The sequence below is a fragment of the Streptomyces sp. NPDC002958 genome, assembly GCF_055563255.1.
Map to the genome: position 1 here is coordinate 70,453 of NZ_JBVHDS010000022.1, position 23,417 is coordinate 93,869.

At 71.2% G+C, this 23,417-nt stretch carries 20 protein-coding genes and 2 pseudogenes; 17 read left to right on the forward strand and 5 right to left on the reverse strand.

Annotated elements, in window-relative coordinates:
- The first annotated feature begins 72 nt into the window (after positions 1 to 72).
- The 4 genes from ACZ3IC_RS27540 to cobI are packed head-to-tail and all read left to right on the forward strand — an operon-like array spanning position 73 to position 4,859.
- On the forward strand, positions 73 to 2,082 hold the full coding sequence (locus tag ACZ3IC_RS27540; RefSeq protein WP_467420349.1) for a putative cobaltochelatase: 2,010 nt from the start codon (positions 73 to 75) through the stop codon (positions 2,080 to 2,082).
- Positions 2,082 to 2,681: a cob(I)yrinic acid a,c-diamide adenosyltransferase gene (gene cobO, locus ACZ3IC_RS27545; protein ID WP_467420350.1), complete on the forward strand. Its 600-nt coding sequence runs from the start codon at positions 2,082 to 2,084 to the stop codon at positions 2,679 to 2,681. The genes ACZ3IC_RS27540 and cobO overlap by 1 nt, the downstream gene beginning before the upstream one ends.
- Positions 2,644 to 4,116 (forward strand): cobyrinate a,c-diamide synthase, encoded by a 1,473-nt coding sequence (locus ACZ3IC_RS27550; protein ID WP_467420351.1) that lies wholly within the window; start codon positions 2,644 to 2,646, stop codon positions 4,114 to 4,116. The genes cobO and ACZ3IC_RS27550 overlap by 38 nt, the downstream gene beginning before the upstream one ends.
- On the forward strand, positions 4,113 to 4,859 hold the full coding sequence (gene cobI, locus ACZ3IC_RS27555; protein ID WP_467420353.1) for a precorrin-2 C(20)-methyltransferase: 747 nt from the start codon (positions 4,113 to 4,115) through the stop codon (positions 4,857 to 4,859). The genes ACZ3IC_RS27550 and cobI overlap by 4 nt, the downstream gene beginning before the upstream one ends.
- A 29-nt stretch (positions 4,860 to 4,888) precedes the next feature.
- Here the strand turns inward: cobI and ACZ3IC_RS27560 are convergent.
- Positions 4,889 to 5,026, reverse strand: a pseudogene (locus ACZ3IC_RS27560) (ZIP family metal transporter); the annotation flags it as partial.
- Positions 5,027 to 5,236: 210 nt separating this feature from the next.
- Here ACZ3IC_RS27560 and cobM point away from each other — a divergent pair.
- The 6 genes and pseudogenes from cobM to cobC all read left to right on the forward strand — a co-directional run.
- Complete coding sequence (cobM, locus tag ACZ3IC_RS27565; RefSeq protein ID WP_467420355.1) at positions 5,237 to 6,085, forward strand: precorrin-4 C(11)-methyltransferase; 849 nt, start codon at positions 5,237 to 5,239, stop codon at positions 6,083 to 6,085.
- Positions 6,082 to 7,338, forward strand: a complete 1,257-nt coding sequence (cbiE, locus tag ACZ3IC_RS27570; protein ID WP_467420357.1) for a precorrin-6y C5,15-methyltransferase (decarboxylating) subunit CbiE — start codon at positions 6,082 to 6,084, stop codon at positions 7,336 to 7,338. The genes cobM and cbiE overlap by 4 nt, the downstream gene beginning before the upstream one ends.
- Positions 7,335 to 9,059: a precorrin-3B C(17)-methyltransferase gene (gene cobJ, locus ACZ3IC_RS27575; protein WP_467420359.1), complete on the forward strand. Its 1,725-nt coding sequence runs from the start codon at positions 7,335 to 7,337 to the stop codon at positions 9,057 to 9,059. The genes cbiE and cobJ overlap by 4 nt, the downstream gene beginning before the upstream one ends.
- Positions 9,056 to 9,664: a precorrin-8X methylmutase gene (locus tag ACZ3IC_RS27580; RefSeq protein WP_467420362.1), complete on the forward strand. Its 609-nt coding sequence runs from the start codon at positions 9,056 to 9,058 to the stop codon at positions 9,662 to 9,664. Before cobJ ends, ACZ3IC_RS27580 begins: the two co-directional genes overlap by 4 nt.
- Positions 9,661 to 10,569 carry a sirohydrochlorin chelatase gene (locus ACZ3IC_RS27585; RefSeq protein ID WP_467420364.1) on the forward strand — a complete coding sequence of 303 codons (909 nt, stop codon included), beginning with the start codon at positions 9,661 to 9,663 and terminating at the stop codon, positions 10,567 to 10,569. The genes ACZ3IC_RS27580 and ACZ3IC_RS27585 overlap by 4 nt, the downstream gene beginning before the upstream one ends.
- A gap of 31 nt (positions 10,570 to 10,600) precedes the next feature.
- Positions 10,601 to 11,647: pseudogene (gene cobC, locus ACZ3IC_RS27590) on the forward strand (Rv2231c family pyridoxal phosphate-dependent protein CobC); the annotation flags it as partial.
- Between the two features lie 101 nt (positions 11,648 to 11,748).
- Here the strand turns inward: cobC and ACZ3IC_RS27595 are convergent.
- Together ACZ3IC_RS27595 and ACZ3IC_RS27600 are read right to left on the reverse strand one after the other, a co-directional pair.
- Complete coding sequence (locus ACZ3IC_RS27595) at positions 11,749 to 12,879, reverse strand: SCO1860 family LAETG-anchored protein (RefSeq protein ID WP_467420366.1); 1,131 nt, start codon at positions 12,877 to 12,879, stop codon at positions 11,749 to 11,751.
- Positions 12,880 to 13,219: 340 nt separating this feature from the next.
- Complete coding sequence (locus tag ACZ3IC_RS27600; protein ID WP_467420402.1) at positions 13,220 to 14,296, reverse strand: amidohydrolase family protein; 1,077 nt, start codon at positions 14,294 to 14,296, stop codon at positions 13,220 to 13,222.
- A gap of 132 nt (positions 14,297 to 14,428) precedes the next feature.
- On the opposite strand from ACZ3IC_RS27600, the gene ACZ3IC_RS27605 reads away from it, so the two are divergent.
- The 7 genes from ACZ3IC_RS27605 (at position 14,429) to ACZ3IC_RS27635 (ending at position 21,105) form a co-directional block, all read left to right on the forward strand.
- Positions 14,429 to 15,535, forward strand: coding sequence for a pyridoxal-phosphate-dependent aminotransferase family protein (locus ACZ3IC_RS27605; protein ID WP_467420369.1), 1,107 nt, complete (start codon positions 14,429 to 14,431; stop codon positions 15,533 to 15,535).
- Between the two features lie 328 nt (positions 15,536 to 15,863).
- Entirely contained in the window at positions 15,864 to 16,394 is a 531-nt protein-coding gene (ectA, locus tag ACZ3IC_RS27610; protein WP_467420371.1) for a diaminobutyrate acetyltransferase, read from the forward strand.
- A gap of 168 nt (positions 16,395 to 16,562) precedes the next feature.
- Positions 16,563 to 17,831: a diaminobutyrate--2-oxoglutarate transaminase gene (gene ectB, locus ACZ3IC_RS27615; protein WP_467420373.1), complete on the forward strand. Its 1,269-nt coding sequence runs from the start codon at positions 16,563 to 16,565 to the stop codon at positions 17,829 to 17,831.
- Between the two features lie 68 nt (positions 17,832 to 17,899).
- Entirely contained in the window at positions 17,900 to 18,328 is a 429-nt protein-coding gene (locus ACZ3IC_RS27620; RefSeq protein ID WP_467420376.1) for an ectoine synthase, read from the forward strand.
- 3 nt (positions 18,329 to 18,331) lie between these two features.
- Positions 18,332 to 19,225, forward strand: a complete 894-nt coding sequence (gene thpD, locus ACZ3IC_RS27625; protein WP_467420377.1) for an ectoine hydroxylase — start codon at positions 18,332 to 18,334, stop codon at positions 19,223 to 19,225.
- A 106-nt stretch (positions 19,226 to 19,331) separates the two neighbouring features.
- Positions 19,332 to 20,357, forward strand: coding sequence for a VOC family protein (locus ACZ3IC_RS27630; protein ID WP_467420379.1), 1,026 nt, complete (start codon positions 19,332 to 19,334; stop codon positions 20,355 to 20,357).
- A gap of 61 nt (positions 20,358 to 20,418) precedes the next feature.
- Positions 20,419 to 21,105, forward strand: a complete 687-nt coding sequence (locus ACZ3IC_RS27635; RefSeq protein WP_467420380.1) for a hypothetical protein — start codon at positions 20,419 to 20,421, stop codon at positions 21,103 to 21,105.
- Between the two features lie 248 nt (positions 21,106 to 21,353).
- Here ACZ3IC_RS27635 and ACZ3IC_RS27640 read toward each other — a convergent pair whose 3' ends face one another.
- Both ACZ3IC_RS27640 and ACZ3IC_RS27645 read right to left on the reverse strand, forming a co-directional pair.
- Complete coding sequence (locus ACZ3IC_RS27640; RefSeq protein ID WP_467420382.1) at positions 21,354 to 22,415, reverse strand: aminotransferase class V-fold PLP-dependent enzyme; 1,062 nt, start codon at positions 22,413 to 22,415, stop codon at positions 21,354 to 21,356.
- A gap of 145 nt (positions 22,416 to 22,560) precedes the next feature.
- A complete protein-coding gene (locus ACZ3IC_RS27645) occupies positions 22,561 to 23,280 on the reverse strand; it encodes a DsbA family oxidoreductase (RefSeq protein WP_467420384.1) in 720 nt (239 codons plus the stop codon).
- Positions 23,281 to 23,417: the final 137 nt, after the last annotated feature.

The window sequence follows — 23,417 nt, forward strand, 5'->3', positions numbered from 1 at the left end:
CTTGACCATTGCAGCTCGACAGCCGGAGCCCATGGTGACCTGGCATGAATCACCCGGAGGAGTGATCAGCGCGTGAGTACCCCCTACCCCTTCACCGCCATCGTCGGGCAGGACGATCTCCGGCTCGGGCTGCTGCTCAATGCCGTCTCGCCGGCCGTCGGCGGGGTGCTGGTGCGTGGCGAGAAGGGCACCGCGAAGTCCACCGCCGTGCGCGCGCTGGCCGCGCTGATGCCGGAGGTTCCGGTCGTCTCCGGGTGCCGGTTCTCGTGCGACCCGGCCTCGCCCGATCCGGTGTGTCCGGACGGCCCCCACGAGGCCGGACTCGGCGTGTCGCGGGACGCGCGCACGGTCGAGCTGCCCGTCGGCGCGTCCGAGGACCGCCTCGTGGGGGCGCTCGACATCGAGCGGGCGCTCGCCGAGGGCGTGAAGGCGTTCGAGCCGGGGCTGCTCGCCGATGCGCATCGCGGGATTCTCTACGTCGACGAGGTCAATCTCCTCCACGACCACCTCGTGGACCTGTTGCTGGACGCGGCCGCCATGGGCGCCTCGTACGTCGAGCGCGAGGGTGTGTCCGTACGGCACGCGGCGCGTTTCCTGCTGGTCGGGACCATGAACCCCGAAGAGGGTGAGTTGCGACCTCAGCTTCTGGACCGGTTCGGGCTGACCGTCGAGGTTGCCGCGTCCCGCGAGTCCGATCTGCGGGTCGAGGTCGTGCGGCGGCGTCTCGCGTACGACGACGATCCTGCGGGTTTCGCCGCCGAGTGGGCCGACGAGGAAGGCGCGTTGCGGGACCGGATCGTTGCCGCGCGTGCACTGCTTCCCGAAGTGCGTCTCGGGGACGGGGCGTTGCGGCAGATCGCAGCCACCTGCGCGGCCTTCGAGGTCGACGGGATGCGCGCGGACATCGTGATGGCACGGACGGCCACCGCCCTGGCCGCGTGGGCGGGACGTACGGATGTGCTCGCCGAGGACGTGCGGCAGGCCGCCCTGCTCGCGCTCCCCCACCGGCGCCGGCGCAATCCGTTCGACGCGCCGGGTCTGGACGAGGACAAGCTCGACGACACGCTGGAGCAGAACAGCGGCGAGGACGACGACCCGGACCCGGACGGCCCCGGTGGCGGCGGCCGACCCCCGCAGGGCGACGGGCCCGACACGCCGCCGCAGCCCGAGGGCGAGGCGGGCGACACGCCCGCGCAGTCCGTGCCCGAGCAGGGGCAGGGCCGGCAGTCTTCCGGGGCCGGTGAGCAGCAGCCCGTACGCGCCGGCGAGCCGTTCCGTACGAAGATGCTGAGCGTGCCGGGTCTGGGCGAGGGCGCCGCGGGGCGGCGGTCCCGGGCGCGTACCGAGCACGGGCGTACGACCGGTGCGCAGCGTCCGCAGGGTGCCCTGACCAAGCTGCATCTGGCGGCGACCGTGCAGGCCGCCGCCCCGCATCAGCGGGCACGGGGGCGTTCCGGGCGGGGGCTGGTGGTCCGGAGGGACGATCTGCGGCAGGCCACCCGGGAGGGGCGTGAGGGGAACCTCGTTCTCTTCGTGGTGGACGCGTCCGGGTCGATGGCTGCCCGGCAGCGGATGAGTGCCGTGAAGGGAGCGGTCCTTTCGCTGCTGCTGGACGCGTATCAGCGGCGGGACAAGGTCGGGCTGATCACCTTCCGGGGCAAGGACGCCGAGGTGGTGCTGCCGCCGACGTCGTCGGTGGACGCCGCGGCGGCGCGGCTGGAGATGCTGCCGACCGGTGGGCGTACCCCCGTCGCGGCCGGGCTGTTGAAGGCCCATGACGTGCTGCGGGTGGAGCGGCTGCGTGATCCGTCGCGGCGGCCGTTGCTGGTCGTGGTGACCGACGGACGGGCGACCGGGGGGCCCGAACCGGTGGCGCTGGCGTCGCGGGCTGCGCGGCTGCACGAGGTCGAGGGCACCGCGTCCGTCGTCGTGGACTGCGAGTCGGGGCCCGTACGACTCGGGCTCGCGGGAAGCCTCGCGCGCGATCTCGGGGGCACCGCCGTCACGCTGGACGAACTGCGGGCCGACTCGATCGCCGGGCTCGTCAGGGACGTTCAGTCAGTCGGCAGGAGGGTCGCGTAATGCCTCAGGGACAGCCGACCAACGTGCCGGACGACGGGCTCACCACCCGTCAGCGCCGCAACCGTCCGCTGCTGGTGGTGCACACGGGCATCGGGAAGGGGAAGTCGACGGCGGCCTTCGGGCTCGCGTTGCGCGCCTGGAATCAGGGGTGGCCCATCGGCGTCTTCCAGTTCGTCAAGTCGGCGAAGTGGAAGGTCGGCGAGGAGAACGCGCTGAAGGTCCTCGGGGCGAGCGGTGAGGGCGGTTCCGTCGCCTGGCACAAGATGGGCGAGGGCTGGTCGTGGGTGCAGCGCGACAAGCAGCTGAACAACGAGGAGGCGGCGCGGGAGGGCTGGGAGCAGGTCAAGCGTGACCTGGCCGCCGAGACGTACCGGCTGTACGTCCTGGACGAGTTCGCGTACCCGATGCACTGGGGGTGGGTGGACACCGACGAGGTGATCGAGGTGCTGCGGAGCCGTCCTGGTACGCAGCATGTGGTCATCACCGGGCGCAACGCGCCTGAGGAGCTGGTGGACGCCGCCGACCTGGTGACCGACATGTCGAAGGTCAAGCACCCGATGGATGCCGGTCAGAAGGGTCAGCGGGGCATCGAATGGTGAGGGGTCCGCGGTGAACGTTCCGCGTCTGGTGATCGCCGCGCCCTCGTCGGGGAGCGGCAAGACGACCGTGGCCACGGGGCTGATGGCGGCCTTCGCGGGGCGGGGTCTCGCCGTGTCCGCGCACAAGGTCGGGCCCGACTACATCGATCCCGGCTATCACACGCTGGCCACGGGGCGGCCGGGGCGCAATCTCGACGCGTACATGTGCGGTCCCGAGCTGGTCGCTCCGCTGTTCGCGCATGGGGCGCGTGGCTGCGATCTGGCGGTCGTCGAGGGCGTGATGGGGCTGTACGACGGGGCCGGAATTCAAACAGGGCGCGAAGCGCTCGGGCAGGGTGGCGGCGGGCGACAGGTCGGGCAGGGCGAGCTGGCGTCGACCGCGCACGTCGCGAAGCTGCTGCGGGCGCCTGTGGTGCTGGTCGTCGACGCGTCGTCGCAGTCGCGGTCCGTGGCCGCGCTGGTGCACGGTTTCGCGTCGTGGGATCCGCAGGTGCGGATCGGTGGGGTGATTCTGAACAAGGTCGGCTCCCAGCGGCACGAGGTGCTGTTGCGGGAGGCGTTGGACGAGTCGGGTGTGCCGGTGCTGGGGGTGTTGCGGCGGGCCGAGCAGGCGGCAGTGCCATCGCGGCATCTGGGATTGGTGCCGGTGGCCGAGCGGCGGGGCGACGCGGTGGCCGCTGTCGCGGCCATGCGGGCGCAGGTGGTGGCGGGGTGCGATCTGGAGGCGCTGATGGCGCTGGCCGGGTCTGCGCCCGAGTTGGGTGCGGGTGCGTGGGATGCGGTGGGGGCGGTTGGAGCGGCAGGGGCAGATGGGACGGAGGAGCCGGGCTTGGGCTCTCCGGTCGTCGCCGTTGCGGCCGGGGCCGCGTTCACGTTTTCCTATGCCGAGCACAGCGAGCTGCTTGCCGCCGCCGGGGCCGAGGTCGTGCCGTTCGATCCGTTGCGGGACGAGGCATTGCCGGAGGGCACCCGGGGGCTGGTCATCGGTGGGGGGTTTCCGGAGGTGTACGCCTCCGAGCTGTCCGCCAACGCGGCGCTGCGCAAGGCCGTTGTCGAGCTGGTGGGTTCCGGGGCTCCGGCGGCCGCCGAGTGTGCGGGGCTGCTGTATCTGGCGCGTTCGCTCGACGGGCTGCCGATGTGCGGGGTCCTCGATGCCGAGGGGCGGATGTCCGAGCGGCTGACGCTCGGCTACCGGGAGGCCGTGGCGGTCTCCGACAGTGTGCTGGCGGCGCCCGGGACGCGGGTGCGCGGGCACGAGTTCCACCGGACCGTGCTGGAGCCGGGCGCCGGAGCCGAACCGGCGTGGGGCCTGCATCAGCCGGAGCGGCGCGTGGAGGGGTTCGTACAGCAGGGTGTGCACGCGAGTTATCTGCATACGCATTGGGCCTCGGCGCCCGGTATGGCCCGCCGATTCGTTGAGAGGTGCAAGGGATGAACCACGGTCACGGTACGAGCAGGCTGGTCGGCGTCGGTGTCGGGCCGGGCGACCCGGAGCTGGTGACCGTCAAGGGTGTGAACGCGCTGCGTGATGCCGCGGTCGTCGTCGTACCGGTGTTGGACACCGGTGAGCGGGGGCGGGCCGAGGCGACCGTGCTGCATTACGTGGCGGCCGACAAGGTCGTGCGTGTGGTGTTCGCGCTCAACGAGCGGACGGACCGGGCGCGCCGCGAGGCCGCGTGGGACGCGGCGGGTGAGCGGGTCGCGAAGCTGCTGCGTACGCACGGTTCGGTGGCGTTCGCGACGATCGGCGACCCCAATGTGTACTCGACGTTCACGTATCTCGCGCACACCATCGGTGAGTTGCTGCCGGGGACGGCCGTGGAGACCGTGCCGGGGATTACGGCCATGCAGGATCTGGCCGCGCGCAGCGGTGCGGTGCTGACGGAGGGCACGGAACCGTTGACGCTGGTGCCGGTGACCGCCGGGGCCGCGGTGCTCAAGGCGGCGCTCGAAGGTCCCGGGACGGTCGTCGCGTACAAGTTCGGGCGGCTGGCCGCGGAGGTGGCCGCGGCACTGCGTGAGACGGGGCGCATCGAGGACGCGGTGTGGGGTTCGGCGCTCGGGCTGCCCGAGGAGTCGATACGGCCGGCGGCGGAGCTGGCCGAGGAGCCGTTGCCGTATCTGTCGACGCTGATCGCGCCCGCGCCGCGCGACGGCGGGCGGGGTGGGAAATTGTGAGGTTCCCGGGTGCGGCGTGGTGGTCGGTCCGCGATGCCCGCCGCCAGCCGGATGAAGCCCACCCCGGCCACCGTGCACAGCAGTGCGGAGCGGGCCGGGCGTTCGTGGTGTGCCTCGGGGAGGATCTCGGCGGCGAGGCGGAGCAGCGCGCCGCCGAAGAAGCCGAAGAAGCCGAGCGCCAGGTGGCGGCGGTCGGTGACGCGTTGGGCGACCCGGCCGCCGGCCGGGGTCATCAGGAACGCGCCGACCGCGACGAACACCACCATGCGCTCTTGCCGGCCGATTGAAGCCGGCACGCGCACCTCACCGCGCCCTGCGCCATTCGTCCCGATCTTCTGTCCTGTCATCTGTCCCGTTCTCCGAAAGGACTCCGTCCCATGTCCGAAGCAGTCGACGCAGCCGGCCCGGTCGCCGCGCCCGCCCACGGCAAGGTGACGTTCGTCGGTGCCGGCCCGGGCGCCGCCGACCTGCTGACCTTCCGGGCGGCGCGGGCCATCGCGGATGCCGACATCGTCATCTGGGCGGCGAGCCTGGTGCAGGAGGAGGTTCTGGAGCATGCTCGGGAGGGCGCGGAGATCCTCGACTCGGCGCAGATGTCGCTGGAGCAGGTCGTCGCCGTGTACGAACGCGCGGGCGCCGAGGGGCTGAAGGTGGCCCGTATCCACTCCGGTGACCCGGCGCTGTGGGGCGGCACGCAGGAGCAGGTCGACCGGTGTGCCGCGCTGGGAGTCGCGGTCGAGATCGTGCCGGGGGTGTCGTCGTTCTCGGCGGTCGCGGCGATCGCGCAGCGGGAGCTGACGATTCCGGAGGTCGCGCAGTCCGTGATCCTGACCCGTCTCGGTGGCGGCAAGACGCCGATGCCGCCGGGTGAGGAGGTACGGGAATTCGCGCGCCACGGCACGACGATGGCGCTGTTCCTGTCGGCCGCCCGGTCCGGCCAGCTCACCCAGGAGCTGCTGGAGGGCGGCTATCCGACATCGACGCCGGTCGTGATCGCGTACCAGGCGACCTGGCCGCAGGAGCTGATCCTGCACTGCACGATCGGGACCCTGGAGGAGACGGTCAAGGAGCACAAGCTCTGGAAACACACCCTCTTCCTGGTCGGGCCGGCGCTTTCGGCTTCGGGGACGCGTTCGCACCTCTACCATCCGGGGCACTTCCACGGTTTCCGCAAGGCCGACAAGGCGGCGCGGGCCCAGCTGCGCGCCCAGCGGTCCGGCTCGTGATCCGGGTCTTCGGTACGGGGACGGGCGAGCCGCTCGGTCCCGGGGCCCGGGAGGCACTGGCCGTGGCCACGCTGGTGGTCGGCGCCCGGCGTCATCTGGAAGCCGCCCGGCTGCCGGAGCGGGTCGAGCGCATCGTGCTCGGTCCGTTGGCGCCCGCGCTCGACCGTGTGGCGGAGCAGATGCCCGAGGACGGGGCGCGCGTGGTCGTGCTGGCCTCCGGCGACCCCGGGTTCTTCGGGATCGTACGGGCGCTGGCGGAGCGTTTCGGGGCGGGTGCGCTCGATGTGCGGCCGGGTGCGCCGTCCGTCGCGGTCGCGTTCGCCCGGCTCGGTCTGGCGTGGGACGACGCGGTCGTGGTCAGTGCGCACGGCCGCGGCTCGCGGACCGCGGTGAACGTGTGTCTGGCGCACCCGAAGGTGGCCGTCCTGACCGGGCCCGGCGCCGGGCCAGCGGAACTGGCGGCCGGGCTGGCGCACGGAGCCGAGGGGCGCACCCTGGTCGTCGCGACGGCGCTGGGAGATCCGGAACGGGAGCGCGTCGAGCGGCTGACGCCCGCCGAGGCGGTGGCCCGCGACTGGCCGGATCCGGTGAGTGTGGTGCTGTGTCTGGACGAGTCCCGGGTCCTGTCCCCGGTACGGACCGTCGCGGGAGCGCCCGCCGGGCCCGGCCTGTGGGCGCTGGACGAGACGGAGTTCGAGCACCGCGACTCGATGATCACCAAGTTCGAGGTGCGGGCACTGGCACTGGCCCGGCTGGGACCGCGCACCGGTGACCTGGTGTGGGACATCGGTGCGGGTTCGGGTTCGGTGGCGGTGGAGTGCGCGCGGCTCGGCGCGGCCGCCGTCGCCGTGGAGAAGACCTCGGACGGGGTCGAGCGGATCAGGGCGAACGCTGCCGCGCACGGGGTGTACGTGCGCGCGGTGCACGGCTCCGCGCCCGCCGTGCTCGACGGTCTGGGCGATCCGGACGCGGTGTTCATCGGGGGTGGTGGGCGTGAGTTGCCCGCCATCGTGACGGCGTGCGCCCGGCGGGCGCGGCGCTCGGTGGTGGTGGTGCTGGCGGCGCTGGACCGGGTGCCCGAGGTGCGTGCGGCGCTGGCCGGTGCCGGGTTCGTGCCCGAGGGTGTGCTGTTGCAGTCCTCCCGGCTGGCGCCGCTGCCCGGTGAGGTGACGCGGCTCGCCGCGACCAACCCGGTCTTTCTGCTGTGGGGCACCCGCCCCGCGGCTCGTGCGAGTGAAGGAGCAACCCAGTGATCGGCCTGATCTCCGCCACGGCGGCGGGCACTGTCGCCCGCGACCGGCTGGCCGCGGCCTGGCCCGGCCGCACCGTGGTCTACGAGGGACCGGTGCGCGAGGCCGTGCAGCGGGCGTTCGCCGAGTGCGAGCAGCTGGTGTGTTTCCTGGCTACGGGGGCCGTGGTGCGGCTGCTCGCGCCGGTGCTGTCGGACAAGTCCTCGGACCCGGGTGTCGTCTGTGTCGACGAGGCGGGGCGCCATGCGGTGGCGCTGCTCGGCGGGCACGCCGGCGGGGCGAACGCGCTGGCCGGGGCGGTCGCCGACGTGCTGGGCGCGGCGCCGGTCGTGACGACGGCGACGGACGCGGCGGGGGTGCCGGGGCTGGACATGCTGGGCCTCCCGGTGGAGGGAGACGTGGCGGGGGTGTCGCGCGCGATGCTCGACGGAGCTCCGGTGGGGCTGCGGGCGGATGCGGTGTGGCCGTTGCCGCCGATGCCGTCGAATGTGTCTCTTGGCGCCGAGGGCCCGGCGTTGCTGCATGTCACCGACCGGATCGTGGAACTCGGCTCGCAGGCAGCCGTGTTGCGGCCCGCTTCGCTCGCCGTCGGGGTCGGCGCTTCCAAGGACGCACCGACCGATGAGGTCGTCGGACTGGTCCGGGACACCTTGCGCGAGGCCGGGCTCTCGCCGCTGAGCGTCGCGGAGTTGGTGACGGTGGCGGCAAAGGCCAACGAGCCGGGGATCGTCGCCGCGGCCTCGCAGTTCGGCGTACCGCTGCGGACGTACGCCGCCGAGGAGCTGGCCCGTATCGAGGTGCCCAATCCGTCCGGCGCGCCGCTCGCCGCCGTCAAAACGCCGTCCGTGGCGGAGGCCGCCGCACTCGCCGCGGGAGGCGAACTCCTCGTACCGAAGCGGAAGTCGGCGCCCGAGGGGCGGGCGGCGATGGTCACCTGTGCGGTGGTGCGCCGCAGCCCGCGCGGGCGCCTGGCCGTCGTCGGTCTCGGCCCGGGCGCGCGCGATCTGCTGACTCCGAGGGCCCGCGAGGAACTGCGGCGGGCCTCGGTGCTGGTCGGGCTCGATCAGTACGTCGACCAGATCAGGGACCTGCTGCGGCCCGGCACCACGATCCTGGAGTCGGGGCTCGGCGCCGAGGAGGAGCGGGCCCGTACGGCGGTCGCCGAGGCGCGCAAGGGGCATGCGGTGGCGTTGATCGGCAGCGGTGACGCGGGCGTGTACGCGATGGCGTCGCCCGCGCTCGCCGAGGCCGACGCCGATATCGATGTGGTGGGTGTGCCGGGTGTGACGGCCGCGCTGGCGGCTGCGGCGATCCTGGGCGCCCCGCTGGGCCACGACCATGTGTCGATCAGCCTCTCCGATCTGCACACGCCGTGGGAGGTCATCGAGCGCCGGGTACGGGCCGCGGCCGAGGCCGACATCATCGTGACGTTCTACAACCCGCGCAGCCGGGGCCGTGACTGGCAGCTCCCGAAGGCCCTGTCGATCCTGGCCGAGCACCGGGAACCGGCGACACCGGTCGGTGTCGTACGCAATGCCTCGCGCCCGGACGAGAGCAGCCGGGTGACCTCGCTCGCCGGTCTGGACCCGGCGACGGTGGACATGATGACGGTCGTAACCGTCGGCAACACGGCCACCCGGGAGATCGCGGGCCGCATGGTGACACCGCGCGGCTACCGCTGGCAGTCGGCCGCCACGGTCCCGGCCCAGGGAGGAGCGGAGTGAACCGGCCCTGGGAGAGGACCGTTCACCCCATCGAGCAGGAGTCGTTCCGGCGGCTGCGCGCCCGCCTGGACACCTCGCACTTCGCACCGCTGACCCGGGCCGTCGTGGAGCGGGTCATCCACTCCGCGGCGGATCTGGAGTACGCGACGGACCTGGTCTGTGACGAGGCGTCGCTCGTCGTCGCCCATGCGGCGCTGCACGCCGGTGCGCCGGTCGTCACCGATGTGGAGATGGTCGCGGCGGGCATCACCCGCCGCGAGACCGTGTGCTGTCTGAAGGAGGCCAGGTCCGGCCCCGGGCTGACGCGTTCGGCACATGCGATCCGGCTCGCGTACGAGCAGGTCGGGCCCGGTGCGATCTGGGTGATCGGCAATGCGCCCACCGCGCTGGAGGAGCTGCTCGTCCTCGATGCCGCGCCCGCGCTCGTCATCGGGCTGCCGGTCGGTTTCGTCGGCGCGACCGAGTCGAAGGCGGCGCTGCGCGAGAGCGGGCTGCCCGCCGTGAGCAATGTGTCCGAGAAGGGCGGATCAGCGGTCGCCGCCGCCGCGCTCAACGCCCTGCTGTACCACCCCATACCTCCCACGAACACCGAGGAGAACCTGTGACCACCCCGTCCACCCAGCCCGCACTGCTCATCGCCGGCCACGGCACCAGGGACGAGGGCGGCGCCGCGGCCTTCCGCGACTTCGTGACCGAGCTGGGCGACCGCCACCCCGAACTGCCGGTCGCGGGCGGCTTCATCGAGCTGTCCCCGCCGCCGCTGGGCGACGCCGTGACCGAGCTGGTCGAGCGCGGCGTCGAACGCTTCGCCGCGGTGCCGCTGATGCTGGTGTCCGCCGGACACGCCAAGGGGGACATTCCGGCGGCGCTGGCCCGTGAGAAGGAGCGCCACCCCGGTATCTCGTACACCTACGGCCGTCCGCTCGGCCCGCACCCGGCGCTGCTGAAGGTGCTGGAGCGCCGGGTCGACGCGGTGCTGGGCGACACCGACCGGTCCGAGGTGACGGTGCTGCTGGTCGGGCGCGGTTCGACCGACCCGGACGCCAACGCCGAGGTGCACAAGGCGGCGCGGCTGTTCTGGGAGGGCCGTGGTTACGCGGGGGTGGAGACGGCGTTCGTCTCGCTCGCGGCGCCGGACGTACCGGCCGGTCTCGACCGTTGCGTGAAGCTGGGTGCCGGGCGCATAGTCGTTCTGCCGTACTTCCTCTTCACCGGCATCCTGCCGGACCGGGTGCGTCATCAGACCGAGGAGTGGGCCGCCGCCCACCCGGAGCTCGATGTCCGCTCGGCCCAAGTCATCGGTGCGGCCGAGGAATTGTACGACCTGGTCATGGAGCGCTACCGAGAGGCTGTCAAGGGCGATCTGCGGATGAACTGCGACTCATGCGTGTACCGGATCTCGCTGCCCGGCTTCGAGGACAAGGTGGGGTTGCCGCAGCAGCCGCACTTCCACCCCGACGACGACGGCCACCATCACCACTCCCACGGCGGTCATGCACACTCCCACTGAATGTCCCGATGCGACGGGCGCGAACACGCACGACCTGCGGCACCACGGTGACGCGGAGGTACGGGGACGGGACCGTGATCTGACCGATCTCGCCGTCAACGTACGGGCCGATACGCCGCCGGCGTGGCTGAGGGCGCGGATCGCCGCGTCGCTGGGCACGCTCGCCGCCTACCCGGACGGCCGTCCGGCACAGGCGGCGGTGGCGGCCCGGCACGGGCTGCCGGTGGAGCGCGTGCTGCTGACGGCGGGTGCGGCGGAGGCGTTCGTGCTGATCGCACGGGCGCTTCCGGCCCGTCGTCCGGTCGTGATCCATCCACAGTTCACCGAGCCCGAGTCGGCGCTGCGCGCGGCCGGGCACGAGGTGCGGCGGGTGCTGCTGCGGGCCGAGGACGGTTTCCGGCTGGACCCGGCGGCCGTGCCCGAGGACGCGGATCTGGTGGTGGTCGGCAATCCGACCAACCCCACGTCGGTCCTGCATCCTGCGGCCGTGCTGGAGAAACTGGCTTGCCCCGGGCGGACGTTGGTGGTCGACGAAGCATTCATGGACGCGGTGCCGGGCGAGCGCGAGGCGCTGTGCGGGCGTACGGACATCCCGGGGCTCGTGGTGCTGCGCAGCCTCACCAAGACCTGGGGGCTCGCGGGGCTGCGGATCGGATACGTACTGGCCGCCCCGGAGACCGTCCGCGCACTGGAGGAGGCACAGCCGCTGTGGCCGGTGTCGTCCCCGGCTCTGGCGGCGGCCGAGGCGTGCATGGAGCCGCGGGCCCTGACCGAGGCGGCCGCCGCGGCGGACCGGATCGCGGTGGACCGGGCCCATCTGGTGGCGGGGCTACGGGAGTTCACCGAAGTGCGGGTGGCGGAGCCGGCCGAGGGGTCGTTCGTCCTGGTGCGGTTGGAGGGGGCCGTCGAGGTACGGGAGCGGTTGCGGGCGCTGGGGTTCGCGGCGCGGCGTGGAGACACCTTTCCGGGGCTCGATCCGCAGTGGCTGCGGCTGGCGGTACGCGACCGTGCGACGACCAACCGCTTCCTTCAGGCACTCGACCAGGCGCTGCAGACGCTGACCGCGGTCGCACACTGACACCGACGGGACTCACGGGGAGCGGCGTTCCATCACGCGAACGCCGCTCCCCTCTCCCCTCCTGGCCCCGGTCACCCCCCCTACTCGGGCCTTGCGGAGGGTCAGCCCTGGGCGCGCCGCCTGGCCACGACCATCACCCCGGCGCCCACCGCCAGCAGCAGGGCCGCGCCGCCCGCGATGTACGGCGTCGTGGAGCTGCCGCCCGTCTCCGCGAGGCTGGAGTCGACGGCCGGGGCGTGGCCGGTGCCGGTCTGGGGCTTCACATCACCGCCGTCACCACCGCCCGCGGAACCGGAGGAACTGCCGGACGTGCTGCCGCCGTTGCCGGAGGTGCTGCCGCCGTCGCTGGAGCCACCGCTGCCGGAGGCGCCTCCGGCACTCGTACCGCCGTTGCTGGACCCTCCGTCGCTGGACCCTCCGTCGCTGGACCCTCCGCTGCTGGACCCTCCGCTGCTCGTACCGCCGTTGCTCGTACCGCCGTTGCTCGTACCGCCGTTGTTGCCGCCGCCCGGCTCGGTGGCCTTCGGCGTCTCGCAGGTCGCCTCGGCGAGCGTGACCTCGCCCTGCACATCGGCGACATTCAACTTGAGCGGGTTGACGGAGACCTTCAGCTGAAGCGCGGCCGCCGCTGCGGTGCGCGAGGTGGTGTGCGTCTTCGACAGGTCGAGGGTCACCTCGCCGATGCCCGGCACCTTCACTTGCGTGGTGCCGCCCGCGGTGAGGGTGATCCGCTTGCCGAGGACCGACACATGCCCCAGCACGTTCGACTCGGCGACCGGCTTCCTGCCCACCTCGCAGACCGCCTTGGAGGTGACCTTCTCGACCTCGATCAGTGAGAGCAGCCGCAGTCCGGGCACGTGGATCCGGGCCTTCGCCAGATTGCTGTAGCCCTCGGCCCTGTGCTTGCCGACGGTCGCCTTCGCGGTTGCCACATCGGCGCTCAGCACGCTGAACGGCCGTCCGCTGTCCACCCCGTCGAGCCGCACGCTCAGCGCGGTCTTGCCGGCGCTGGCGGGTGCCTGCACTTCGTTGAGCGTGGCCTTGAGCGGCACATCGATCGTCTTGTTCAGGAGCGAGACGTCGAGTGCGGTACGGAGCACGACCGCGCTCGCCTTCCCGTCGCCGGTGGTCGTGGTGGTCGCGGTCGCGGCCTGAGCCGGGACGGCGACCAGCAGGGCGACGGGAGCGGCGGCGACCGCCAGGGCGGCCAGGCGGAAGGTGTTGCTGTTCAAGATGGTGGAACCCCCACAAGAGACATGGAGCCACCGGCGCCGTCCAATGGGGGACATCGCGGGCACCGGTGACCTCGACCCCGAAAGCTTTACGCACGGAGGGTGAACTGGCAGACACCTGACGTGAGTTCACCCCAAAGGGGGGTTTCCGCGCTTGTATTCGATTATCTCGGTACGTTCGTTCCTCGGAGTCACCCGATCCACTGAGCGCGTACGGTCCGGAGGTTGACTGCGCCGGGGTGCGCGCAGAAGTGCTTGAACGACACGGCGGGGATTCGGTAACCGCCTGTCAACACGGCACACCCCGGTCGGGAGGCCTGACCCGTGAGCCGCCCGTCCCTCAGCCGACCACCCGCCCGTTCAGCACCACCCGTCGCGGCCCCGCCAGCACCCGTACGTCCGCCCGCGGGTCCTCGTCGTACACCATCAGGTCCGCCGGGGCGCCCTCCTCCAGCACCGGCCGCCCGAGCCACTCACGCGCACCCCAGGTCGTCGCGGACAGCGCGTCCAGCGCCGGGATGCCCGCCTTCACCAGCTCGGCGACCTCGTCCGCCACCAGTCCATGGGCGAGCACACCGCCCGCGTCGGTGCCGACGAAGACCGGAATCCCGGCGTCGTACGCGGCGCGCACGGTGTCGTAGCGCCGCTCGTGCAGCCGCCGCATATGGGCCGACCAGCGGGGGAACTTGGCGTCGCCGCCCGCCGCGAGCGAAGGGAACGTGGCGATGTTGACCAGCGTGGGGACGATCGCGACACCGCGCTCGGCAAAGAGCGGAATGGTGTCCTCGGTGAGCCCGGTGGCGTGCTCGATGCAGTCGATCCCGGCCTCGACGAGATCGCGCAGCGAGTCCTCGGCGAAGCAGTGCGCGGTGACCCGGGCGCCGAGCCGGTGCGCCTCGGCGATGGCCGCCCGGGCCGCCTCGCGCGGCCAGCAGGCGGTCAGATCGCCCACCTCCCGGTCGATCCAGTCACCGACCAGCTTCACCCAGCCGTCGCCGCGGCGCGCCTCCTGAGCGACGTACGCGACCAGCTCGTCCGGCTCGATCTCGTGGGCGTAGTTCCGGGTGTACCGGCGGGGCCTGGCGATGTGGCGGCCGGCCCTGATGATCTTCGGCAGGTCCTCGCGGTCGTCGATCCACCGGGTGTCGGAGGGCGAACCCGCGTCCCGCAGCAGCAGCGCACCCGCCTCCCGGTCGGCGATGGCCTGCTTCTCGCTGGTCGCCGCGTCGACGGGGCCGTGGCGGTCGAGCCCCACATGACAGTGGGCGTCGACCAGCCCCGGCAGCGCCCAGCCGGTGACGGTCACCGCCTCGTCCGCGCCGGCCGGCCTCCCGTACGAGATCCGCCCGTCGACGACCCACAGCTCGTCCCGGACGTCCTCGGGACCGACGAGCACCCGCCCCTTCACGTGCAGCACCTGCGGTGCCCTGTGATCACTCATGTACAGCACTGTACGAGGCACCGCTCGGCGCCCTGGGTACGCTTCGACGGAAGCACTGTCCGTACGCAGCACCGCGGCGCACCGACCCGATCCGAAGAGAGCACCACTGTGACGCACCCCTTCCTCGACCTCGCCCCGCTCAGCGCCGCGCATTTCGCGGCCATCGAGAAGCGGGTGGCCGGCCTCCTCGCCACCGAGCAGGACGTCGTCATCATGCAGGGCGAGGCGCTGCTCCCCCTCGAAGGCTGCATCCGGGGCGGTGCCCGGCCCGGTTCGACCGCGCTGAACGTCGTCACCGGACCGTACGGGCAGACCTTCGGGAACTGGCTGCGGGACTGCGGTGCCAATGTCGTCGATCTGGCGGTTCCGTTCCACACGGCGGTCACCGCGGACCAGGTCGCGCGGGCGCTGGCCGAGCACCCGGAGATCGATTTCGTCTCCCTGGTGCACGCGGAGGCGGCGACCGGCAACACCAATCCGGTCGCCGAGATCGGCGAGGTGGTCCGTTCGCACGGGGCGCTGTTCATGCTGGACGCCGTCGCCTCGGTGGGCGCCGAGCCGCTGCTGCCGGACGTGTGGGGGGTCGACCTCTGCGTGATCGGCGCGCAGAAGGCGATGGGCGGCCCGGCCGGGGTGTCGGCGGTGTCGGTGAGCGAGCGGGCCTGGGAGCGGATCGCCGCCAACCCGCAGGCCCCGCGCCACTCGTACCTCTCCCTCCTGGACTGGAAGGAGCGCTGGATCGACGGCGGCCGCAGGGCGCTGCTGCACGCCCCCGCCCAGCTGGAGATGCTGGCGCTGGAGGCCTGCGTGGAGCGGATCGAGTCCGAGGGCCTGGATGCGCTGACGGCCCGCCACGCCTCGGCTGCCGCGGCGACGCGTGCGGGTGCGGTGGCGCTCGGCGGCGGCCTGTCGCCGTATGTGCACGAGGCGAAAGACGCGGCACCGGTCGCCACGACGCTGCGCGCCCCGGCGGGCGTCGATGCCTCCGGGCTGGTCGCGCGGGCGCTCGCGGCCGACCCTTCGCTGCCGCTGATCGCGGGCGGCGGTGCGCTGTCCAAGGAGATGATCCGGGTCAATCACTACGGTGTGGACGCGACGCGGGGCGCGGTGCAGTCCTCGCTCGCGGCTCTGGGGGCGGCGCTGGCCGATGCGGGCCGGCAGGTCGACTTCGAAACTGCCCGCAAAGCCGTTTCGGAAACCTGGCCGAGCGAGTAGATCCACACCGGAACGTCAATATTCCATAAATGCGGGGAGCTGCTTTATTCAGAGCAGCTCCCCGCATTCTTCTGCCCGCTTCTCCGGACCCTAAACACCCAAGCTTCCAGGAGCTCGATCCACACAATTCCGTTGCGCCACCCCAGAGTTATAACCTTGTGACCGACTCCACATCGCGACCGTTATGCCGGATAAATGGCACCCAAAACGGAAGAAAGCGCGGCCGGGTCGCGCCGGTGCACGCACCCGCGCGATAACACAAAGGATCAATCCACCCAACCCCTTTCGTCGATGCAATTTCAGAATTTGCTGGGTAAATTCAATTCGCATGACCGCCGCACCCGCAGATTTTGCAAGTGCCCGAAGCGAATTCCTCACCATCGACACCCCACGAGTGGAGGACGGAGCCGCGATCTGGCGCATCGCCCGCGACTCCGAGGTCCTGGACCTCAACTCCTCGTACAGCTATCTGCTGTGGTGCCGTGACTTCGCAGCCACCTCCGTGGTCGCCCGCGACGAGAGCGGCGGGCCCGTTGCCTTCGTGACGGGATACCTCCGGCCGGACCGCCCCGAGACACTCGTCGTCTGGCAGGTGGCCGTCGACCGCGGCCACCGCGGGACCGGACTGGCGGGAAAGCTGCTGGACGCGCTGACCTCGCGGGTCGCGGCCTCGCAGTGCCTGGCCTCGGTCGAGACAACTGTCACCCCGGACAACACCGCGTCGGACCGGCTGTTCACCTCTTACGCGCTGCGCCACGACGTGGCCCTGGAGCGTGAAGTGCTCTTCCACGGCGAGCTGTTTCCCGAGGGAACGCATCTGCCGGAAGTGCTGTACCGCATCGGCCCGTTCCACGCCTGAGCGCATCGGCCCGTTCCACGCCTGAGCGCATCGGCCCGTTCCACGCCTGAGCGCATCGGCCTGTTCCACGTCCGAGCACCTCGGCCCGTTCCACGTCCGAGCGCCTCGGCCCGTTCCGCACCTGAGCACACCGCCGCCCGTCACACCCCCTCAAGCAGGAGATTCCCTGTGACCATCACCCCGCCCGCGCTGAGTGTCTTCGAGACCCTGGAGTCGGAGGTACGAAGCTACTGCCGCAGTTGGCCCGCAGTGTTCGACCATGCGCAGGGCGCCCATCTGACCGACGAGGACGGCCACACCTACCTCGACTTCTTCGCCGGCGCCGGATCTCTCAACTACGGGCACAACAACCCTGTGCTGAAACGCGCGTTGATCGACTACATCGAACGCGACGGCATCACCCACGGCCTCGACATGGCCACCACCGCGAAACGCTCCTTCCTGGAGTCCTTCCAGAACAACGTGCTGCGCCCGCGTGATCTCCCGTACAAGGTGATGTTCCCCGGCCCGACCGGCACCAACGCGGTCGAGGCGGCGCTGAAGCTGGCTCGTAAGGTGAAGGGGCGCGAGTCGATCGTCTCGTTCACCAACGCCTTCCACGGCATGTCGCTGGGCTCGCTCGCCGTCACCGGCAATGCCTTCAAGCGGGCCGGGGCCGGTATCCCGCTGGTGCACGGCACCCCGATGCCGTTCGACAACTACCTCGACGGCCGGGTACCCGACTTCCTCTGGTTCGAGCGGCTCCTGGAGGACCAGGGCTCCGGTCTCAACCAGCCCGCCGCCGTGATCGTCGAGACGGTGCAGGGCGAGGGCGGCATCAATGTGGCGCGCCCCGAGTGGCTGCGGGCGCTGTCCGACCTGTGCCACCGCCGCGACATGCTCCTGATCGTCGACGACATCCAGATGGGCTGCGGACGCACGGGGGCGTTCTTCTCGTTCGAGGAGGCCGGCATCACCCCCGACATCGTCACCCTGTCCAAGTCCATCAGCGGCTACGGACTGCCCATGTCGCTCTGCCTGTTCACACCGGAGCTGGACATCTGGGGGCCGGGCGAGCACAACGGCACCTTCCGCGGCAACAACCCGGCGTTCGTCACGGCCGCCGCCGCACTGGACGCCTACTGGGCGGACGGACAGACGGAGAAGCAGACCCTGGCCCGGGGCGAGCAGATCGAGCAGGCACTCCTTGCGATCTGTGACGAACATGCCCGACTCGGTGCGCAGTTCCGGGGCCGCGGCCTGGTCTGGGGCATGGAGTTCACCGACAAGTCGCGTGCCACGGCGGTCTGCGCCCACGCCTTCGAGCTGGGCCTCCTCGTCGAGACTTCCGGTCCGCAGAGCGAGGTCGTGAAGCTGCTGCCGCCGCTGACCGTCACCCCCGAGGAGCTGGACGAGGGCCTGCGGACACTGGCCCGCGCGGTCCGCGAGACCGCCTGATCCCGGACCTGCCCCCGACGCGGGTCCGACGAGAAACACCGCCGCAGAGAGAAAGGCACCGACCCACCGTGATCGTTCGATCGTTCAGTGACATCGAGAACACCGACAGGCATGTGAAGGCCGCTTCCGGCACCTGGGAGAGCAAGCGCATCGTGCTCGCACAGGAGAAGGTTGGTTTCTCGCTCCACGAGACCACGATGTACGCGGGTACCGAGACATCGATGTGGTACGCGAACCACATCGAGGCCGTCCTGTGCGTCGAGGGAGAGGCCGAGCTCACCAATGACGAGACCGGCGAGAAGCACTGGATCACGCCCGGCACGATGTACCTGCTGAACGGCCATGAGCACCACACCATGCGGCCGAAGACCGACTTCCGCTGTGTCTGCGTCTTCAACCCTGCGGTCACCGGACGGGAGGAGCACGACGAGAACGGTGTCTACCCTCCCCCGGAGCTGGATGCCTGGGGGGACGCCCTCCCGACCGAGGAGGGCTGAACCATGACCACCGGTGTACGTAGGGATCTGTACCCCACACGCGGCGCAGCCGAGGTGATCACGCCCCGTCACGACCCGGTCATCTGGTCCCCGCCCGGGGCCCCGGGGCCGGTCGCCGTGAAGGATCTGCAGGGCTTCGAGCGCGACGGCTTCCTCGGCGTGGACCAGCTGATCACACCGGACGAGGTCGCCGTCTACCGCACCGAACTGGACCGGCTGATCACCGATCCGGCGGTGCGGGCCGACGAGCGCTCGATCATCGAGCCGAAATCGCAGAAGGTACGGTCGGTCTTCGAGGTCCACCGGATCAGCGAGGTCTTCGCCCGGCTGGTCAGCGACGAGCGTGTGGTGGGCCGGGCCCGTCAGATCCTCGGTTCGGATGTGTACGTCCACCAGTCCCGGATCAATGTCAAGCCGGGCTTCGGCGCTTCGGGGTTCTACTGGCATTCGGACTTCGAGACCTGGCACGCCGAGGACGGCCTGCCGATCATGCGGGCGGTGTCCGTGTCGATCGCGCTGACCGAGAACCGCGACACCAACGGCGGGCTGATGATCATGCCCGGTTCGCACACGTCGTTCCTCGGCTGTGCGGGCGAGACACCGCAGGACAACTACAAGAAGTCCCTGAAGATGCAGGACGCCGGCACCCCGTCCGACGAGGCGCTGACGAAGCTGGCCGACCGGCACGGCATCAAGCTCTTCACGGGCAAGGCGGGTTCGGCGACCTGGTTCGACTGCAACTGCATGCACGGCTCGGGGGACAACATCACCCCGTACCCGCGCAGCAATGTCTTCATCGTCTTCAATAGCGTGGAGAACGCCGCCGAGGAGCCGTTCGCAGCTCCGGCGCGGCGTCCGGAGTTCATCGGGGCGCGGGACTTCACACCGGTGAAGTGACGTGCAGGCGAACTGAACCGGGCGGGGCGTGGGGCGGCGTTCGTTGCCCCACCCCCGCTCTAAAGGCGGTGGACCGCGACAGGCGTCAGCGGCGACGATGGGGGCCATGACTTCACTGGTACGTCACATCACGATCGACTGCGCCGACGCCTACAATCTCGGCAGTTTTTGGGCTGGAGTGCTCGGCGCCCCGCTCTCCGACGAGGACGCCCCCGGCGATCCCGAGGCACTGGTCGAGGCCCCCGGTGCCGCGCTGCTGTTCATCTCGGTACCGGAGCCGAAGAGCACCAAGAACCGTCTGCACCTCGACATCCAGCCGCAGGACCGTACCCGCGACGAGGAGGTGGAGCGGCTGCTCGGCCTGGGCGCCACCCTCGTGGCCGACCACCGCAGGCCGAACGGACGGGGCTGGGTGACGCTCGCCGATCCGGAGGGCAATGAGTTCTGCGTCGAGTGCAGCGCGGTGGAACGGGCCGCGCTGACCGGAACCCGGCTGCCGGTCACGGCGGACGATGTGACCACCGCGGTCCGTCTGGCGGTCGCCGCGCTCCGGGAGTCCCCGGCGGACAACTGGCTGGTACCGGCCGGGTCGTTGGAATGGAACTGCTGGGAGACCACGGAGCATCTGAGCGATGATCTCTTCTCCTACGCCGCCCAGCTGGGCCCGCAGCAACCGCCGTTGGACACGTATGTCCCCTACCGCTGGAGCGCCGAGTACAAAGACGGTCCGGCGAACGCGATCTTCGCGGACCGGTCGGCCGGACCCGCCGGGCTGCTCCAGACGCTGGAGGCGAGCGGCGCACTGCTCGCGGCGATGGTACGGACGGTCTCGCCCGAGGTCCGCTCGTACCACTCCTACGGGGTGTCCGACCCGGAGGGCTTCGCCGCCATGGGCATCGTGGAGACCCTGGTGCACACGCATGACCTCGCCGCGAGCCTGGACGTCCCCTGGACCCCGCCCGCCGGCCTCTGCGACCGGGTACTGGCCCGGCTGTTCCCGGACGCCCCGAAGGACGCCGACCGGTGGGCCGTCCTGCTCTGGGCCACCGGCCGCGGCGAACTGCCCGGTCACCCGCGTGTCACCTCGTGGAAGTGGCACAGTGCGCCGCTGGACGAGTCTGGCCGGAAGTAGCGACCACCGGGCAGCGACCCGAACAGGCGGGCACCCCTGGGGCTGCTGCAAGAATCAACGCGTGAAGCATCAACAGATCCTGGAGAAACTGGCAGCTCGGGGACTTGTCCAGGCGATGGACGAGGAACTGGCGCGCTGGGTGGGGCACCGGATGTGCTACCCGGGCAGCTCGCACTCCGATGTCGAGCAGGCGGTGATGCCTCCGGTCCTGAGCCGGTGGCAGTGTCTGCTCGATGCCGAGGACATCGGCCCGGCGACGAAGAACGTCACCCGGGTCGCGCTCGCCACGCTGCTGCACAAGTACGGGTTCCAGGATGCCGACACCACGGCCAACGCCTTGAGGGCGGTGGATGCACTCAACCGTGACGTCGTGCTCTCCGATGCCTTCGAACGGCAGTCCGCGGAGATCAAGAAGCTGCTGCAGTCGGCACCGGTTCCGCTGACGCGCCGACCGCGCCGGCCCCGGACGCTGTCGTCCCTGCGGCCCGGTGACGTGATCTCCTTCGAGCTCTCCGGCCGCTTCCACGCCGCTTTCGTGCTCGAGATGCACGGCGCCAATGAGTTCCCCGTGATCGAGTTCTATGCCGGTTCCTTCACCCGTCCGCCCACCTGGGCCGATCTGTCGGACCGGGCCGCGGCCGCCGAGCGGGGTCGTGCCCGCTTCGGTGTCGTCGGTCTGACCTATATGCCCGACCCCGCCCACCAGATACTGGATCGAGATACGACAGCCCCACCCGCCGCGCGGTGAGGATCCTCGGCCGGGCGAGGGCTTCTGGAGCATGTCCGACATCATGAGCCTGCAGGAGGACGTGCGGAACCTCTTCAAAGACGCCCGGCCCTGACTGTTCAGCAGAATCTCCTGAACGAGGTCTCACCCGTCAGTCGTCGCGACGGACCACGCGCACCGCACCGGCCGGAACGGGCTGCCGGGGCGCGGCCGGGCGCCAGGACGCGGCCTGCCCCGAGCGCCGCTGCTCCCTCGGCATCCGGGCGGGTTCAGCCGGAGAGCACGTCCAGGGCCCGGTCCACATCGGCCTCCGTGTTGTACAGGTGGAAGGCCGCGCGCAGACTCCCGGCCCGGTTCGAGACCATCACCCCGGCCCGCGCCAGCTCCGGCTCCCGCCCGCCGAGTCCGGGCACGGCCACGATCGCCGAATCCCCCGGCACCGCCTCGTATCCCAGCCCGGCCAGCCCCGCCCGCATGCGGGCGGCGAGCCCGGTGGCGTGGGCGTGGACGGCGTCGACGCCGATCTCGCCCAACAAGGCGAGGGAGTGCTCGGCGCCGTGGTACGAGAGGAAGGCCGGCGGTTCGTCATAGCGACGGGCCGTCGAAGAGAACCGCTCGACCGGGCCGTACGTGCTGTTCCAGGGCTCGTCGGACGCGACCCACGTGGCGAAGACGGTCGGCAGGGTGCGCTGCGCCTCCTCGGTGACGGTGAGGAACGACGCACCGCGCGGGCAGAGCAGGAATTTGAAGCCACCGGAGACGGTGTAGTCGTACGCCCCGGCGTCCAGCGGCAGCCAGCCGGCCGACTGGCTGGCGTCGAGCAGCGTCCGGGCGCCATGGGCGGCCGCCGCCGCGCGCACCGCTTCGAGATCGGCGATCCGGCCGTCGGCGGACTGCACGGAGGAGAAGGCGACGAGCGCGGTGCCGGGCCGTACCGCATCGGCCAGCCGATCCAGCGGGACATACCGCACCTTGAGGTCACCACGGACCGCGAACGCACTGACGACGGAGCTGAACTCCCCCTCGGGCGCCACGACTTCGGCTCCCGGCGGCAGCGAGGCCGCGATCAGCCCGACGTGCACGGAGACCGAGCTGCCCGTGGCGACCCGGTCGGCGTCGATTCCGGCGAGGCGGGCGAAGCCGGCCCGGGCCGCCTCCACCGCTTCGAAGTCGCCGGAGCCGGCCCTGCGGCCTGTGGCGAGCGCCTCGGCGAGCGCCTTGACCGCGTCCACGGTGCGTCGGGGCAGCAGCCCGCAGGTGGAGGTGTTGAGGTAGGTGGTCTCCGGCGCGAACTCGTCGTGCACCGTACGGCCGAGCGAAGTGGTCTCCATGCGCTCAGCCTGGAGCCCCCTTGACTTATCGTCAATTAATAAAAGCCAAGAGGCACACCCAAGCAACACTTATGCATGCAGCTGAGCGGGGCGTCAGGCGATACCGCCAGCTTGCGGGCTCAGGCGATACCGCCCGCCTGCGGGCTCAGGCGTCACCGCCCGCCTGCGGGACCTCGCAGGCGCCGTCGGCGCCGCACGCCGCGGCGTCCCCGCCGATCACGGTCAGCGGCCGGTCCTTCCATGCCTGTTCGAGCGCCTGGGCGAAGACCTCGGCGGGCTGGCCACCGGAGATCCCGTACCGCCGGTCGAATACGAAGAACGGCACCGCGTTGGCCCCCAGCTCGGACGCCTCGCGCTCATCGGCCCGCACCTCGGCCGCGTACGCCTCCGGATCGGCGAGAACGGCGCGCGCCTCGTCGGCGTCGAGCCCGGCCTCGACGGCCAGCTCGACGAGCACGTCACCGTCGAAGACGGAACGCTCCTCGGCGAAGTTCGCCCGGTAGGCGAGGCCCAGCAGCTCGTCCTGGCGACCGCGGGCCTTGGCCAGGTGGAGCAGCCGGTGGATGTCGAAGGTGTTGCCGTGGTCGCGGCCCTCGGCGAGGTAGCCGAGCCCTTCGGCCTGCGCGTTGGCCGCGACGTTCAACTCCATGGCCTGCGCCTCTTCGCGGGTGCGCCCGTACTTCTGCGCCAGCATGTCGATCACCTGCACGGTGTCACCCTTGGCATGCGTGGGGTCGAGCTCGAAGGACCGGTGCACGACCTCGACCTCGTCGCGGTGGGCGAACCCCGCCAGGCCCTTCTCGAAGCGGGCCTTCCCTACGTAGCACCAGGGGCAGGCGATGTCGCTCCAGATCTCGACGCGCATGTCTCTTCTTCTCTCCGTGTTCTCGTACGAACGGCTCGGGCAGCGCGGAGCCACCCTCCACTCCCGTGCACAACGCGGGAGCGGACGCCCTCATTCCCCGTCCCGTCCCGTACGTCTTCCCAGTCCGGGGGTCACAG